Annotated in this window: 15 protein-coding genes; 9 read left to right on the top strand and 6 right to left on the bottom strand. The window is 62.5% G+C overall.

Annotated elements, in window-relative coordinates; all coding sequences use genetic code 11:
* Positions 1-168: 168 nt before the first annotated feature.
* Entirely contained in the window at positions 169-1,413 is a 1,245-nt protein-coding gene (gene icd / locus METRZ18153_RS0107115) for an NADP-dependent isocitrate dehydrogenase (protein ID WP_020164070.1), read from the top strand.
* Positions 1,414-1,505: 92 nt separating this feature from the next.
* On the opposite strand, the gene METRZ18153_RS0107110 is transcribed toward icd, so the two are convergent.
* Positions 1,506-1,709 carry a cold-shock protein gene (locus METRZ18153_RS0107110; protein ID WP_019918899.1) on the bottom strand — a complete coding sequence of 68 codons (204 nt, stop codon included), beginning with the start codon at positions 1,707-1,709 and terminating at the stop codon, positions 1,506-1,508.
* 398 nt (positions 1,710-2,107) lie between these two features.
* On the opposite strand from METRZ18153_RS0107110, the gene clpS reads away from it, so the two are divergent.
* From clpS to aceA, 4 genes are all read left to right on the top strand, one after another.
* Complete coding sequence (clpS, locus tag METRZ18153_RS0107105) at positions 2,108-2,416, top strand: ATP-dependent Clp protease adapter ClpS (RefSeq protein WP_008061043.1); 309 nt, start codon at positions 2,108-2,110, stop codon at positions 2,414-2,416.
* Between the two features lies 1 nt (position 2,417).
* The gene (gene clpA / locus METRZ18153_RS0107100; RefSeq protein WP_019918900.1) at positions 2,418-4,688 is read left to right on the top strand and encodes an ATP-dependent Clp protease ATP-binding subunit ClpA; all 2,271 of its coding nucleotides are present in this window, start codon (positions 2,418-2,420) and stop codon (positions 4,686-4,688) included.
* Positions 4,689-4,773: 85 nt separating this feature from the next.
* Positions 4,774-5,253, top strand: a complete 480-nt coding sequence (gene rraA, locus METRZ18153_RS0107095; protein ID WP_020164069.1) for a ribonuclease E activity regulator RraA — start codon at positions 4,774-4,776, stop codon at positions 5,251-5,253.
* Between the two features lie 446 nt (positions 5,254-5,699).
* Positions 5,700-6,998, top strand: a complete 1,299-nt coding sequence (gene aceA, locus METRZ18153_RS0107090; protein ID WP_019918902.1) for an isocitrate lyase — start codon at positions 5,700-5,702, stop codon at positions 6,996-6,998.
* An 84-nt stretch (positions 6,999-7,082) separates the two neighbouring features.
* On the opposite strand, the gene METRZ18153_RS0107085 is transcribed toward aceA, so the two are convergent.
* Positions 7,083-8,030: a LysR family transcriptional regulator gene (locus tag METRZ18153_RS0107085; RefSeq protein ID WP_020164068.1), complete on the bottom strand. Its 948-nt coding sequence runs from the start codon at positions 8,028-8,030 to the stop codon at positions 7,083-7,085.
* A 297-nt stretch (positions 8,031-8,327) separates the two neighbouring features.
* Between METRZ18153_RS0107085 and aceB the strand changes: the two genes are divergently transcribed.
* Positions 8,328-9,950, top strand: coding sequence for a malate synthase A (aceB, locus tag METRZ18153_RS0107080; protein WP_051091674.1), 1,623 nt, complete (start codon positions 8,328-8,330; stop codon positions 9,948-9,950).
* A gap of 171 nt (positions 9,951-10,121) precedes the next feature.
* Here the strand turns inward: aceB and METRZ18153_RS0107075 are convergent, their stop codons facing one another.
* From METRZ18153_RS0107075 to coaBC, 3 genes are all read right to left on the bottom strand, one after another.
* Positions 10,122-10,502: a c-type cytochrome gene (locus METRZ18153_RS0107075; RefSeq protein WP_020164066.1), complete on the bottom strand. Its 381-nt coding sequence runs from the start codon at positions 10,500-10,502 to the stop codon at positions 10,122-10,124.
* Between the two features lie 181 nt (positions 10,503-10,683).
* Positions 10,684-11,133, bottom strand: a complete 450-nt coding sequence (gene dut / locus METRZ18153_RS0107070; RefSeq protein ID WP_020164065.1) for a dUTP diphosphatase — start codon at positions 11,131-11,133, stop codon at positions 10,684-10,686.
* 2 nt (positions 11,134-11,135) lie between these two features.
* Positions 11,136-12,338, bottom strand: coding sequence for a bifunctional phosphopantothenoylcysteine decarboxylase/phosphopantothenate--cysteine ligase CoaBC (gene coaBC / locus METRZ18153_RS0107065; protein WP_020164064.1), 1,203 nt, complete (start codon positions 12,336-12,338; stop codon positions 11,136-11,138).
* A 45-nt stretch (positions 12,339-12,383) separates the two neighbouring features.
* Here coaBC and radC point away from each other — a divergent pair, with 45 nt between their 5' ends.
* The 3 genes from radC (at position 12,384) to rpmG (ending at position 13,597) form a co-directional block, all read left to right on the top strand.
* Positions 12,384-13,061 carry a RadC family protein gene (gene radC, locus METRZ18153_RS0107060; RefSeq protein ID WP_020164063.1) on the top strand — a complete coding sequence of 226 codons (678 nt, stop codon included), beginning with the start codon at positions 12,384-12,386 and terminating at the stop codon, positions 13,059-13,061.
* 66 nt (positions 13,062-13,127) lie between these two features.
* The gene (rpmB, locus tag METRZ18153_RS0107055) at positions 13,128-13,364 is read left to right on the top strand and encodes a 50S ribosomal protein L28 (protein ID WP_024300540.1); all 237 of its coding nucleotides are present in this window, start codon (positions 13,128-13,130) and stop codon (positions 13,362-13,364) included.
* A 65-nt stretch (positions 13,365-13,429) separates the two neighbouring features.
* Positions 13,430-13,597 (top strand): 50S ribosomal protein L33, encoded by a 168-nt coding sequence (rpmG, locus tag METRZ18153_RS0107050; protein WP_019918910.1) that lies wholly within the window; start codon positions 13,430-13,432, stop codon positions 13,595-13,597.
* 125 nt (positions 13,598-13,722) lie between these two features.
* Here rpmG and purM read toward each other — a convergent pair whose 3' ends face one another.
* Positions 13,723-14,778, bottom strand: coding sequence for a phosphoribosylformylglycinamidine cyclo-ligase (gene purM, locus METRZ18153_RS0107045; protein ID WP_029143609.1), 1,056 nt, complete (start codon positions 14,776-14,778; stop codon positions 13,723-13,725).
* Positions 14,779-14,881: the final 103 nt, after the last annotated feature.

Below are 14,881 nucleotides of genomic sequence, written 5' to 3'. Positions count from 1 at the left end.
TATCGTCAAGCGCGGGATTCTAATGGGCGCGCGCGCGCCGCGGTGCGGAACACGCCGCCGACACGAATGTCGCATCATTTCACGATTGGGGGATAATCGCGGGAGCCCGCCGGCGGCAACACCGTCACAGGGCCAATAACCAGACAACACACCAAGGAGCTGGATGGCATGAGTACCACTCACATCAAGATTCCCGCCGAGGGGACAAAAATCGTTGCCGGCCAGCCGATGCCGGACAATCCCATCATTCCGTTCATCGAAGGCGATGGCATTGGCGTGGACATCACGCCGGTGATGAAGGACGTCGTCGATGCAGCCGTGGCCAAGGCCTACGGCGGCAAGCGCAAGATCACCTGGATGGAGGTCTACGCCGGCGAGAAGGCCACGCGCATGTACGGCCCGGACGTCTGGCTGCCGGAAGACACGCTGGCCGCGCTGAAGGAATACGTCGTTTCGATCAAGGGCCCGATGACGACGCCGGTCGGTGGCGGCATCCGCTCGCTGAACGTCGCGCTGCGCCAGGAACTTGATCTGTACGTCTGCCTGCGCCCGGTGCGCTACTTCAAGGGTGTGCCCAGCCCGGTCAAGCAGCCGGACCTGATCGACATGGTCATCTTCCGCGAGAACACGGAAGACATCTACGCCGGCATCGAATGGCAGGCGGAATCGGACAACGCCCGCAAGGTGATCAAGTTCCTGCGCGACGAAATGGGCGTCAAGAAGATCCGCTTCCCGGGGACCTCGGCCATCGGCATCAAGCCGGTGTCGCGCGAAGGCTCGGAGCGCCTGATCCGCAAGGCCCTGCAGTACGCCGTCGACAATGACCGCAAGTCGGTCACGCTGGTGCACAAGGGCAACATCATGAAGTTCACCGAAGGCGGCTTCCGCGACTTCGGCTACGCGCTGGCGCAGAACGAGTTCGGCGCCGAGCCGATCGACGGCGGACCGTGGTGCAAGTTCAAGAACCCGAAGACCGGCCGCGACATCATCGTCAAGGACGCCATCGCCGACGCCTTCCTGCAGCAGATCCTGCTGCGTCCGGCCGACTACGACGTGATCGCCACGCTGAACCTGAACGGCGACTACATCTCCGACGCGCTGGCGGCCCAGGTCGGCGGCATCGGCATCGCCCCGGGCGCCAACATTTCCGACGCCTATGCGGTGTTCGAGGCGACCCACGGCACGGCACCGAAGTACGCCGGCCTCGACAAGGTGAATCCGGGATCGCTCATCCTGTCGGCCGAAATGATGCTGCGTCACATGGGCTGGCTGGAAGCGGCCGACCTCATCATCGCGTCGATGGAACGCGCCATCGGCGACAAGCAGGTCACCTACGACTTTGCCCGCCTGATGGACGGTGCGAACGAAGTGTCGTGCTCGGAGTTCGGGCGCGCGATGATCGCTCGCATGTAATCGGGACAGCGGGCGTCGCAGGACGCCCGGCTGTATAAACAAAAAACCCGGCTTGCGCCGGGTTTTTTGTTTTCCGAATCCTCAGGACCGGATCAAGCAGCCTGGATGTTCGCGGCCTGCTTGCCCTTGGGTCCCTGGGTCACGTCGAACGTCACCTTCTGGCCTTCCTTCAGGGTCTTGAAACCACCCATCTGGATCGCCGAGAAATGAGCGAACAGATCTTCGCTGCCATCATCCGGCGTGATGAAGCCGTAACCCTTGGAATCGTTGAACCACTTAACAGTACCAGTTGCCATTGATCTTATCCTCTCAACCTCTCAAATGAGCCGAAGCTCCCGTACATGTTTGTACTTCAAGTTCTGATGTTCTGACCCCGGGAACTACCGACCGCGCCGGAACTCGACAACGGTCTAGGACTACGACCACTCGAGAGCTTGAACCAAACACAGAACGGCTTTTAGCCCAGATGAAGCAGGCGGTCAACACGTTTCCATGCTGCACCACGGCAGACTTTTGCGACGATTTTCCGGCCATCTTGGACAGCGTTCATCGAAGCGCCGAAAGCTGTCGGCGCACGCTTGCCGGAACGCGTTGTCCAAAGACTTGAACAGGTGGTGCGCGATGTCGCGAAACAGCGGAAAAGCGACACAGCTTCTCGTGTTGCACACCCGATGTTTGTGATTAGAATGGGACCATGGTTACACGCAGGCAGGACGATTCACTCCTCGAGCTTGAAAAGACACGGGTCAAGCCCCCACCTCTGTTCAAGGTCATGGTGCTGAATGACGATTACACCCCGATGGACTTCGTGGTTGGAGTCCTCCAGAAGTTTTTCGGCATGAACCGGGAACAGGCCACGCGCGTCATGCTCAAGGTACATACGGAGGGGGCCGGCGTTTGCGGCATCTACCCCAAGGACGTTGCAGCATCGAAAGTGGAACAGGTGTGTACCTTTGCGCGCCAGCATCAGCATCCGCTGGCGTGCGTGATGGAGGAAAATTGAAATGATCGCGCAGGAGTTGGAAGTCAGCCTTCACATGGCTTTTGTCGAAGCGAGACAGAAGCGCCATGAATTCATCACGGTCGAGCACCTGCTGCTCGCCCTGCTCGACAATCCTTCGGCAGCGGAAGTGCTCCGTGCCTGCGCAGTAAACATCGATGAGCTGCGCAAGGAACTGTCGGCCTTCATCAACGAGCACACGCCGGTGGTCGATGGCAGCGAAGAGATCGACACCCAGCCGACGCTCGGTTTCCAGCGCGTGATCCAGCGCGCCATCCTGCACGTGCAGTCCTCGGGCAAGAAGGAAGTGACCGGTGCCAACGTGCTGGTCGCCATCTTCGGCGAGAAGGATTCGCACGCCGTCTATTTCCTGCAGCGTCAGGGCGTGACCCGCCTCGACATCGTGAACTTCATTTCGCACGGCATTACCAAGGCGGCCCAGCCGGCCGCCGCGGCGAAGCCCGAGTCGGAACAGGGCGAGCAGGAACAGGAAGGCGGTCAGGCAGGCGGCGCGCTCGACAGCTTCACGCAGAACCTGAACGCACAGGCGTTGATGGGCAAGATCGATCCGCTGATCGGTCGCGACCACGAACTCGAGCGCGTGATCCAGACGCTGTGCCGCCGTCGCAAGAACAACCCGCTGCTGGTCGGCGAAGCCGGCGTCGGCAAGACCGCCATTGCCGAAGGGCTCGCGCGCAGGATCATCGAAGGACGGGTGCCCGACATCCTCGCCGACGCAACCATCTACGCGCTGGACATGGGCGCCCTGCTCGCCGGCACCAAGTACCGCGGCGATTTCGAACAGCGCCTGAAGTCGGTGCTGAAGCAGCTGCTCGACAACCCGAACGCCATCCTGTTCATCGACGAGATCCACACGCTGATCGGCGCAGGCGCCGCCTCGGGCGGTACGCTGGACGCCTCCAACCTGCTGAAGCCGGCGCTGTCGTCGGGCCAGCTGAAGTGCATCGGCGCGACCACCTACACCGAATATCGCGGCGTCTTCGAGAAGGACCATGCGCTGTCACGCCGCTTCCAGAAGATCGACGTGACCGAGCCCAGCGTCGAAGAGACCGTGTCCATTCTGAAGGGCCTCAAGTCGCGCTTCGAACAGCATCACGGCGTGAAGTACTCGTCGACGGCGCTTTCGTCGGCCGCGGAACTGTCGGCGCGCTACATCAATGACCGTCACTTGCCGGACAAGGCGATTGACGTGATCGACGAAGCCGGTGCGGCGCAGCGCGTACTGCCGAAGTCGAAGCAGAAGAAGGTGATCGGCAAGACCGAGATCGAGGAAATCGTTGCCAAGATCGCGCGCGTGCCGTCGCAGCATGTGTCGAACGACGACCGCTCGGCACTGCGCAACCTCGACCGCGACCTGAAGAACATGGTGTTCGGTCAGGACAACGCGATCGATGCACTGGCCACCGCGATCAAGATGTCGCGCTCCGGTCTCGGCAATCCGAACAAGCCGATCGGCTCCTTCCTGTTCAGCGGCCCGACCGGCGTCGGCAAGACCGAAGTCGCCCGTCAGCTTGCCTACTGCATGGGCATCGAACTGATCCGCTTCGACATGTCCGAGTACATGGAGCGTCACGCGGTCAGTCGCCTGATCGGCGCACCTCCGGGTTATGTCGGCTTCGATCAGGGCGGTCTGCTGACCGAAGCAGTGACCAAGAAGCCGCACTCCGTGCTGCTGCTGGACGAAATCGAGAAGGCACACCCGGACATCTTCAACATCCTGCTGCAGGTCATGGACCACGGCACGCTGACCGACAACAACGGTCGTCAGGCCGATTTCCGCAACGTGGTCATCATCATGACGACCAACGCCGGCCAGGAGACACTGCAGAAGTCGGTCATCGGTTTCACGACCGAGCGTCAGCCGGGCGACGAGATGGCCGACATCAAGCGCCTGTTCACGCCAGAGTTCCGCAACCGCCTGGACGCCATCATTTCGTTCAAGCCGCTGGACCGCGAAATCATCCTGCGCGTGGTCGACAAGTTCCTGATGCAGCTCGAGGGTCAGCTGCAGGAGAAGAAGGTCGACGTGCAGTTCTCGGAAGAACTGCGCAGCTGGCTGGCCGAGGCGGGCTTCGATCCGCTGATGGGGGCGCGTCCGATGGCGCGCCTGATCCAGGACACCATCCGCTCCGCGCTGGCGGACGAACTGCTGTTCGGTCGCCTGACCAGCGGCGGCAAGGTGACCATCGACCTCGACGGCGACAAGAAGGTGAAACTGGTGTTCGACGAGGAAGAACTCGCGACGCCCGCCTGATAGGCGCCCACACCGGCAACCGAGGCGGCCATAATGGCCGCCTCTTTTTTTGTCTGCCACGCCTCCCGAACAGAAAGGACGACTCATGGACATCCACACCGCAGACCTGTGTGACCAATTCGAAAGCGAACTGCGCATCTGTGCACCGATGTTCCGCAGCTACGGCGGCCGTGCTGCCTTCGGTGGCCAGATCACGACGCTGAAGCTGTTCGAGGACAACGGTCTGGTTCGCAAAGCACTTGAAGCGCCGGGCAACGGCCGCGTGCTGGTGGTGGATGGCGGCGGTTCGATGCGCCGCGCGCTGGTTGGCGACCAGATCGCAGCCCTGGCGGTGAAGAACGGCTGGGCCGGCATCGTCGTATACGGCTGCATCCGCGACTCGGCGGCGATCGGCGAGATGGACATCGGTGTCTGCGCGCTCGGCACGCATCCGCTGAAGACGGTCAAACGCAATGAAGGCCAGGTCGACCTCACCGTCAGCTTCGGCGGCATCGACTTCGTCCCCGGCCATTACCTTTATGCCGATGCCGACGGCGTCATCGTCTGCCCACGGTCGCTGATCTGAGCGTGCGCGCGACCGGCGTTCGCGGCCCGGTGTCGACGGCGCCTTTCGCAGCGCACAAGTTTCTGCAGATTTTTCTGCACTTTTTCACACACCCAACAGAGCCAACAAGACAAGTCTTTGTTTTATTTGAAAACACGACTTCTTATGTCTTATACAAGACCTCTTGTTGCTTTGCCAAAGCCTCTTTATACTTGAGCCCGTCACGATAGCCGTCCGGTTCCATTCATCGGTCGGCTTCCCGGGCGCCCGGTCTGCTTGCTGCCAACCGCTGCGACAGGCCCACGCGGGTTTCGTGGATCGGCCCGCATCGGTTCATCGGCCGAAGGATGCCCGGACCGCACGGTCCGGCATGGGTGTCAGCACCGTTTCAGGAAGCATTTCAAAGTCAGGGCTTACGGGTGGCGCAGGCTGCCTGTTCGGGTTGTTTTTTTCTTCGAGGACATGCAATGAGCACGAAAGAACAGGAAATCGCCAAGATTCAGAAGGATTGGGACGAGAACCCCCGCTGGAAGGGCATCAAGCGCGGCTACACCGCCGAGGATGTCTATCGCCTGCGCGGCTCCTTCCCGGTCGAGTACACGCTGGCCCGCCGCGGTGCGGAAAAGCTGTGGGATCTGGTCAACAACGAGCCGTTCATCAACTGCCTGGGCGCGCTGACCGGTGGTCAGGCCATGCAGCAGGTGAAGGCCGGCGTCAAGGCGATCTACCTGTCGGGCTGGCAAGTCGCTGCCGACAACAACTCGTACGAAGCGATGTACCCGGACCAGTCGCTGTACCCGGTTGACTCGGTTCCGACCGTCGTGAGCCGCATCAACAACAGCTTCAAGCGCGCTGACGAAATCCAGCACGCCAAGGGCGTCTACGCTGGCGACAAGGGTTACATCGACTACTTCGCCCCGATCGTGGCCGACGCAGAAGCCGGTTTCGGCGGCGTGCTGAACGCCCACGAACTGATGAAGGCAATGATCCGCGCTGGCGCCGCCGGCGTGCACTTCGAGGACCAGCTGGCCTCCGTGAAGAAGTGCGGTCACATGGGTGGCAAGGTGCTCGTGCCGACCCAGGAAGCCGTGCAGAAGCTGATCGCCGCCCGTCTGGCCGCTGACGTCTACGGCGTCCCGACCCTGATCCTGGCCCGTACCGACGCAGAAGCCGCCGACCTGCTGACCAGCGATTGCGATCCGATCGACAAGCCCTTCGTCACCGGCGAGCGCACCGCCGAAGGCTTCTACAAGACCAAGAAGGGTCTGGAACAAGCCATCTCGCGCGGTCTGGCCTACGCCCCGTACGCCGACCTGATCTGGTGCGAAACCGGCACGCCTGACCTGGCTTTCGCCAAGGCCTTCGCTGACGCGATCCACGCCAAGTTCCCGGGCAAGATGCTGGCCTACAACTGCTCGCCGTCGTTCAACTGGAAGAAGAACCTCGACGACGCGACCATCGCCAAGTTCCAGCGCGAGCTGGGCGCGATGGGTTACAAGTACCAGTTCATCACCCTCGCCGGCATCCACAACATGTGGTACCACATGTTCGATCTGGCTCAGGACTACGTGGCCCGCGGCATGTCCGCCTACGTGGAAAAGGTTCAGGAGCCGGAATTCGCGGCCCGCGACCGCGGCTACACCTTCGTGTCGCACCAGCAGGAAGTCGGCACCGGCTACTTCGACGACGTGACCACCACCATCCAGGGTGGCACTTCGTCGGTGACCGCGCTGACCGGTTCGACCGAAGAAGAGCAGTTCCACTGAGATGGACCGGACCCGCAACAGCGGGTCTGCTGAATTGAAAAAGCCGCCCGGCTCTCGCCGGGCGGCTTTTTTGTTTCCCCTTCCTTAGTCCTCTATCGGCTGCGGCAGATCGGGAATGAATGTACCGCCGGATTCCCAGTAAGCCAGGTCGCCGTAGGTGAGCTTCAGCAGATCGACGAAGAGCCGCACCCGCAAGGGCAGATGACGACGCTGCGGAAACAGCGCATAGATGCCCATGGGCGGCGCCGCAAAATCGCCGAGAACCTCGACCAGCGCTCCGTTCGCCAGATCCTCGCGCACTTCCCAGTACGAACGCCAGGCCAGCCCGAGCCCGCTCAGTGCCCAGTCACGCAACACGGCACCGTCGTTGCATTCGACCAGATGGGTGATGCGCAGCGTGATCGGCTCGCCGTGGGCCATGAAACTCCAGCCACGCGCCTGCGAGCGGTTCGGCCCGAGGCCGAGACAACGATGCTGGAGGAGGTCATACGGGTGCCCGGGTTTGCCGAAGCGGGCGAGGTAGTCCGGGCTCGCGACGACGACGCGTCGCGTCTCGCCCAATTTGATACTGATCATGCTGGAATCGGGCAGGCTGCCGATGCGCACCGCACAGTCCACGTTTTCGTTCACCAGATCGACCATGCGGTCGGTCAGATCGAGCGAAATCTTGACCTCGGGATTCAGCGCCATGAAGCGCTTCACCAGCGGCGCCACGTGGCGCCGGCCAAAGCCGGCCGGCGCGCTGACGCGCAGCAGGCCGGTGGCCCTGGCGCCGCCAGCGGTCACTGCAGCATCCGCACTCGCCAGCTCGTTGAGAATGCGCTGGCAATCCTCCAGATAGGCACTGCCCTCATGCGTCAGCGTCAGCTTGCGCGTAGTGCGCAGCATCAATTTGACGCCTAGCCTCTCTTCCAGCGCATCCATGCGCCGACCGATCACGGCCGGCTGCACGCCTTCGAGTTTCGCAACCGCCGAAAGACTGCCGTGCGCCGCAACCGAAACGAAGGACTCTATCTCCTTGAAGCGATCCATTTTGTACTAAAAGTAAAAGATAAATGTACTTAAGGAAAGCTTAACGGATGCATAAGGAAAGTCTAGTATTTGTGCAGATGCAGCAATTCATGCCGGGCACAACCTGGTCTGATGCATCGGACGTTAGACCCCGGTCCTCCCGCCCGCACCGTGCGCAACCCGCCCGCTGCGGCACACCCGCCCGACGACGGCACCACCGCCGCCGATCGGGTGTGAGGGACGGCCAACCTGTCCGGAGCACGGAGCAAGAACGCTCACGTCATACCGGCTCTCGAACCGTTATCGGAGCGCACGCACATGACTATCGCTGAATCTGCAGACAAGCTGAACCGGGCCATGGATCTGCCCGCCGGTGTGAGCATCGCCGCTCCGGTCAGCGCCGAATACCAGACCATCCTGACCTTCGAAGCGCTGTCGCTGCTCGCCCAGCTGCACCGCCAGTTCGAACCGCGTCGCCGCGAACTGCTCGCCGCGCGCGTGACCCGCGCCGCCGAGATCGACGCTGGCAAGCCGGTCGATTTCCTGGCCGACACGTTGCACGTGCGCGAAGGCGACTGGAAGATCGCGCCGCTGCCGAAAGCACTGGAGTGCCGCCGCATCGAAATCACCGGCCCGACCGAGCGCAAGATGATCATCAATGCGCTGAACGCCGGTGCCGACAGCTATATGAGCGATTTCGAGGACTCGAATTCGCCGACCTGGGACAACCAGGTACAAGGCCAGATCAACCTGCGTGACGCCGTGCGCGGCACGATCAGCGTCGAATACAAGGGCAAGACCTACAAGCTGAACGACAAGGTCGCCGTGCTGCAGGTGCGCCCGCGTGGCTGGCACCTCGACGAGAAGCACGTGACCATTGACGGTCAGCGCGTGTCGGGCGGCCTGTTCGACTTCTGGCTGTACTTCTATCACAACGCCAAGGAACTGCTCGCCCGCGGTGCCGGCCCCTACTTCTATCTGCCCAAGCTGCAGAGCCACCGCGAAGCCCGCCTGTGGAACGACGTGTTCGTCGCCGCCCAGGAAATGCTGGGCCTCCCGCGCGGCACGATCAAGGCCACCGTGCTGGTGGAAACGCTGCACGCCGCGTTCGAGATGGAAGAAATCCTGTACGAACTGCGCGATCACAGCGCCGGCCTGAACGCAGGCCGCTGGGACTACATCTTCTCGTGCATCAAGGTGTTCCGTAACGATCGCGATTTCTGCCTGGCCGATCGCAGCAAGATCACGATGACCGTGCCCTTCATGCGCGCCTACGCGCTGTCGCTGATCAAGACCTGCCACAAGCGCGGCGCCCCGGCGATCGGCGGCATGAGCGCGCTGATTCCGAACAAGAACGATCCGGACGCCAACGAAAAGGCGATGGCCGGCATCCGTTCGGACAAGCGCCGCGACGCCAATGACGGTTACGACGGCGGCTGGGTGGCTCACCCGGGTCTGGTGCAGGCAGCGATGGAAGAGTTCGTGTCGGTGCTCGGCGACAAGCCGAACCAGATCGAGAAGCAGCTCGACGTGAACTACGGCGCCGCCGATCTGCTCGACTTCCGTCCGGAAGGCCCGATCAGCGAAACCGGTCTGCGCACCAACATCAATGTCGGCATCCAGTATCTGGGTGCATGGATGGACGGCAACGGTTGCGTGCCCATCCACGGCCTGATGGAAGATGCGGCGACCGCCGAAATCAGCCGCGCCCAGGTGTGGTCGTGGATCCGCAGTCCGAAGGGCATCCTCGACGACGGCCGCAAGGTGACCGCCGACATGGTGCGCAGCCTGATCACGCAGGAACTGGACAAGATCCGCGCCCTGCTCGGCGACGCCTACACCGAAACCTACGCCAGTGCCGCCAAGCTGTTCGGCGATATGTGCGTGGCGACCGAACTGGAAGACTTTCTGACGCTGCCGGCTTACGAACGCATGGAGTAAGCCTACCCCTGCAGCATCACGGACGGCGCCCCAAAAGGGCGCCGTTTTTCGTTGTGGAGGACCGTCGTCGCATCGCCTCGCCCGTTGCGGCACGGCGCGACGGGCGAAAAAAAGCCCGCTCTGCGGCGGGCTCTCATCGGGCAGGACGATCGTTGATCGTCCGGACCGGGATTACTCCATCGGGGTGACCTTGCCCGGGGCGATCTTGCCGTCCGAGCGACCCTTCAGGTAGGCGTACAGACCATCGATCTTCTCACCCTTCAGGAAGGGGTGCGGGGGCATGCCGCGGTCTGCGTGAGTGCCATCGACGACGATGCCGACGAACTCTTCCTTCGTGTACTTCTTCAGACCTTCGATCAGCGAAGGACCAACCATGCCTTCCTGGTTCGCGCCATGGCAACGCTCACAGGCGGCCGAACGCCACGTCTTCCAACCCAGCAGGGTCTTGGCGTCCACCTTGTTGCCCTCGGCAACCTTGTACGGTGCTTCCTGCGCCATCGCGGTCGAAGCCAGCGCGGCCAGCACGACGGTTGCCAGATGTTTGCGAATCACAATCAGCTCTCCTCAATTGATTGGTGGGTGTTGCAGTGGAAAAAAACGATCTTCCGGTCAAAAGGATTACATGACCTGCGTTGGACCGGGAATAAGTGTCGGCTTATGGCTGGCGCTTTCCTGAACTCGTAAGCTTACCGCGGCACTTCCATTAAAAAAAGGGTTGTCGCCCCTGAACTTGTCAGCGTCCGCCCGTCGATCCGAAACCGCCGTCGCCTCGTTGCGATGCAGCAAAATCAAACACTTCGCGCAAAGCCACCTGTACAACGGGCACGACGACGAGTTGAGCGATCCGCTCCAATGGTTGGAGGACAAATTCGCTCGCGCCACGGTTCCACAGCGATACAAAAATTTGCCCCTGGTAGTCGGAGTCGATCAGCCCGACCAGATTGCCGAGCACGATGCCGTGCTTGTGGCCGAGACCGGAGCGCGGCAGCACCATCGCAGCCAGTCCGGGATCTTCGAGGTGGATTGCGATGCCGCTGGGCACCAGCAGCGTCTCGCCCGGACGCAACACGGTCGTCGTGTCTATGCAGGCGCGCAGGTCCAGACCGGCTGAACCGGGCGTTGCATAGGACGGCGGCAATTCGCGCAACCGCTCGTCGAGAATCTTGTAGTCGAGAGTGGACATCTTCAGTCTTTCAGCAATCGGGAAATGTGTTCGAGGATGGCGCGCGCGATGTCCGGCTTGGACGCTCGCGCAAGCGGATGGCGTCCGTCAGCGTCGTACAGCACGACCGCATTGTCCTCACCACCCAGGCCGTCGGCCACCAGATTGCCGACGACCAGCGGCAGCTTCTTGGCCACCCGCTTGCCTTGTGCATAGGTGTCGAGGTCATGGCTCTCGGCCGCGAAGCCGACGCAGAACGGCGCATCGGCGCGCGCCGCAATGTCGGCGAGGATATCCGGATTGCGCACCATGTCGATCGACAGCGTGTCGGTGCTCTTCTTTATCTTGCGGTCGCTGGGCGCCGCTGGCCGGTAGTCTGCGACCGCAGCGACCGAAATGAATACATCGCAGGCGGCGTAGCGTGACAGCACCGCATCGTGCATCGACTGCGCGCTGCTCACATCGACGCGCTCGACACCGAAGGGCTTTGCCAGCCCGGTCGGTCCGCTTATCAGCGTCACTTCGGCGCCTGCCCTTGCCGCCGCGCACGCCAGCGCGTAGCCCATGCGCCCCGAGCTCAGATTGGTGACGACGCGCACCGGATCGATGGCTTCGGCGGTCGGTCCGGCCGTGATCAGCACGCGCCGGCCAGCCATCGTCTTCGGCGTGAAATGCGCAAGCACTGCCTCCAGCAGTTCGGCCGGCTCCACCATGCGGCCGAGGCCGACCTCGCCGCAGGCCTGCTCGCCCGCCGCCGGCCCGACGACAATGGCGCCATCGCCGCGCAGCGTATTCATATTGCGGACTGTCGCCGGGTGTTCCCACATCTGCCGGTTCATCGCCGGCGCCACCATCAGCGCGCACGCTGCGTCACGCGCCAGACAGAGCGTGCTCAGCAGATCGTCGGCACGACCTTGCACGAGCTTCGCGATGCAATCGGCGGTGGCGGGCGCGATCAGCAGCAACTGCGCGTCGCGCGTGAGATCGATGTGCGCCATGCCGTTCGGCATGCGCGCATCCCACAGGTCAGACCACACCGGCTCACCGGTGATGGCCTGAAAGGTAGCCGCGCCGATGAAGTGACTCGCCGCCTCGGTCATCACGACGCGTACGCGCGCGCCCTGCTTGATCAGCAAGCGCGCCAGTTCCGCCGACTTGTAGGCCGCCACGCCACCGGTGACGGCCAGCACGATGGTGCGCCCGGACAGCTCCGCCTTGGAATTCATGACAATGTAGTATCCTGCGCCGAGTCGACGACGGATTGTAACGCGATGGCGATCAAGGACTGGAGCGCGGACCAGCGGCCGCGTGAGCGACTGCTGCTGCAAGGCGCCGAGGCGCTGTCATCGGCCGAACTGCTGGCCATCTTCCTGCGCGTCGGCGTCAGCGGGAAATCGGCGGTCGATCTTGCGCGCGACCTGCTGGCGCATTTCGACGACAGCGTGACCAGCATGGGCAGCGCCAGCATCGCCGATCTGTGCCGGGTCAAGGGAATGGGAACGGCAAAGGCAGTACAGTTGAAGGCCACATTCGAACTGGCACGGCGTGCCCTGGGCGAACAGTTGAAGGAGCGCGACGCACTGAGCTCACCGCAAGCGGTGCGCGACTGGCTCAAGCTGCGACTGAGCGGACTGGCGCACGAGGTATTCATGGTGCTGCTGCTCGATGCGCAGAACCGGCTGCTGCAGGCGGTCGAACTGTTCCGCGGCACGCTGACGCAGACCAGCGTCTATCCGCGCGAAGTGGTGAAACTGGCACTGGCGCACAATGCGGCGGCCGTCATCCTCGCCCACAATCACCCGTCCGGCGTGGCGGAGCCGTCCCGCGCGGACGACCTCCTGACACAGTCACTGAAGCAGTCGCTGGCACTGATCGATGTACGCGTACTCGACCATGTCATCGTCGGCAGCGGCGCGACCTGCTCGTTTGCCGAGCGCGGAATTCTTTGAAGAACTTGAACAAAACCGGATCCGTACTCTATAATCGCGAGCTTTTCCGATTCTGGAGCTCGAAACATGTCCCGCGTTTGCCAAGTTACCGGGAAGTCGCCGATGGTGGGTAACAACGTTTCCCACGCTAACAACAAGACCAAGCGCCGCTTCCTGCCCAATCTCCAGCAACGCCGTTTCTGGCTGGAGTCCGAAGGCCGTTTTGTCAGCCTGCGCGTCAGCACTAAGGGTCTGCGCACGATCGACAAGAAGGGCATCGAAACCGTGCTCGCCGAAATTCGCGCACGCGGCGAAAAGATCTGAGATTTCCGGCCACGCCGGAACAATGCAATCCGGCTCAGCCGGCATAGACAGGAAGGAAAGACGTCATGGCCAAGGGCGGACGCGACAAGATCAAGCTGGAATCCACTGCCGGCACCGGTCATTTCTACACGACCACGAAGAACAAGCGCACCAAGCCTGAAAAGATGGAGATCATGAAGTTCGATCCCAAGGCTCGCAAGCACGTGATGTACAAGGAAACCAAGCTCAAGTGAGGCTTCCTAGCCGCCTGGCGTAATGCCGGGGCCGCAATAAAAAACCCGCCAATGGCGGGTTTTTTATTGCCCGCTTGGAAGGCAGGCAGCGCATGGAGCGCCGTACGGCGCTCCGCACTTCTGGATCAGCGGACGACCGTCTGCGCCTCGCCCTCGCCGCAGCGCTCGATGCGGCCGATGCGATAGACGGTCTCGCCAGCCGCGGTCAGCGACTGCGTCGCGCGGTCGGCATCGGCCGCCGACACGATCACCACCATGCCGATACCGCAATTGAACACGCGGTACATTTCCTGAGCGGCCACGTTTCCAGCCTCGCGCAGCCAGGCGAACAGCGGCGGCAGTGTCCACGAGGACGCGTCGATGTGCGCCGACAGGCCGGCCGGCAGCACGCGCGGCACGTTGTCGAGCAGACCGCCGCCGGTGATGTGGGCCATGCCCTTCACCAGCCCGGGTGCTTCCTTCATCAGCGCCAGCAGCGGCTTCACGTAGATGCGGGTCGGTTCGAGCACGGTTTCGCGCAGCGTGCGGCCATGGAAATCGGCATTCAGGTCCGGTGCGTCGCGTTCGAGGATTTTGCGCAGCAGCGAGTAGCCGTTCGAATGCGCGCCACTGGAGGCCAGGCCGAGCACGACGTCACCTTCGGCGATGGTTTCGCCACTGATGAGCTGGCTCTTCTCGGCAATGCCGACCGCAAAGCCGGCGAGGTCGTACTCACCGGCCGGGTACATGCCGGGCATCTCGGCGGTTTCACCGCCGATCAGCGCACAGCCCGCCAGTTCGCAGCCACGGGCAATGCCGCCGACCACCCGTGCCGCGGTATCGACGTCGAGCTTGCCGCAGGCAAAGTAGTCGAGGAAGAACACCGGTTCAGCGCCCTGTACCAGAATGTCATTGACGCTCATCGCCACCAGATCCTGGCCCACCGTGTCGTGACCGTCGAGCTGGAAGGCGAGCTTCAGCTTGGTGCCCACACCATCGGTGCCGGACACCAGCACCGGTTCGCGGTAGTTCTTCGACACCTCGAACAGCGCACCGAAACCGCCGATGCCGCCGATCACCTCCGGGCGCATCGTGCGCTTGGCCAGCGGCTTGATGCGCTCGACCAGTGCGTCGCCGGCATCGATATCCACACCGGCAGCGGCGTAACTGAGGGGAGCGCGGGAATCCTTGGATGAAGTCATGACGTATGAGGCGCAGGGCGCCGGGAAAACAGGATGAATGAACGGGAGTGCAGCGGAATCTTGCTAAACTGCGGGGCGTTTTTGCACCGCATTCGCGCATTCC

Source organism: Methyloversatilis discipulorum (genome assembly GCF_000385375.1).
GTDB classification, from domain to species: domain Bacteria; phylum Pseudomonadota; class Gammaproteobacteria; order Burkholderiales; family Rhodocyclaceae; genus Methyloversatilis; species Methyloversatilis discipulorum_A.
Note: the sequence above shows the minus strand (reverse complement) of the source record. Positions and strands in the feature narration are given on the sequence as shown.

Excerpts from the sequence above, each read along its gene's own strand:
- icd (WP_020164070.1), top strand. The coding sequence starts at position 169 with ATGAGTACCACTCACATCAAGATTCCCGCCGAGGGGACAAAAATCGTT.
- dut (WP_020164065.1), bottom strand. The coding sequence starts at position 11,133 with ATGTCCACTCTCGACTACAAGATTCTCGACGAGCGGTTGCGCGAATTG.
- clpA (WP_019918900.1), top strand. The coding sequence starts at position 2,418 with ATGATCGCGCAGGAGTTGGAAGTCAGCCTTCACATGGCTTTTGTCGAA.
- aceA (WP_019918902.1), top strand. The coding sequence starts at position 5,700 with ATGAGCACGAAAGAACAGGAAATCGCCAAGATTCAGAAGGATTGGGAC.
- rpmB (WP_024300540.1), top strand. The coding sequence starts at position 13,128 with ATGTCCCGCGTTTGCCAAGTTACCGGGAAGTCGCCGATGGTGGGTAAC.
- aceB (WP_051091674.1), top strand. The coding sequence starts at position 8,328 with ATGACTATCGCTGAATCTGCAGACAAGCTGAACCGGGCCATGGATCTG.
- rraA (WP_020164069.1), top strand. The coding sequence starts at position 4,774 with ATGGACATCCACACCGCAGACCTGTGTGACCAATTCGAAAGCGAACTG.
- radC (WP_020164063.1), top strand. The coding sequence starts at position 12,384 with ATGGCGATCAAGGACTGGAGCGCGGACCAGCGGCCGCGTGAGCGACTG.
- coaBC (WP_020164064.1), bottom strand. The coding sequence starts at position 12,338 with ATGAATTCCAAGGCGGAGCTGTCCGGGCGCACCATCGTGCTGGCCGTC.
- purM (WP_029143609.1), bottom strand. The coding sequence starts at position 14,778 with ATGACTTCATCCAAGGATTCCCGCGCTCCCCTCAGTTACGCCGCTGCC.
- METRZ18153_RS0107085 (WP_020164068.1), bottom strand. The coding sequence starts at position 8,030 with ATGGATCGCTTCAAGGAGATAGAGTCCTTCGTTTCGGTTGCGGCGCAC.
- METRZ18153_RS0107110 (WP_019918899.1), bottom strand. The coding sequence starts at position 1,709 with ATGGCAACTGGTACTGTTAAGTGGTTCAACGATTCCAAGGGTTACGGC.
- rpmG (WP_019918910.1), top strand. The coding sequence starts at position 13,430 with ATGGCCAAGGGCGGACGCGACAAGATCAAGCTGGAATCCACTGCCGGC.
- clpS (WP_008061043.1), top strand. The coding sequence starts at position 2,108 with ATGGTTACACGCAGGCAGGACGATTCACTCCTCGAGCTTGAAAAGACA.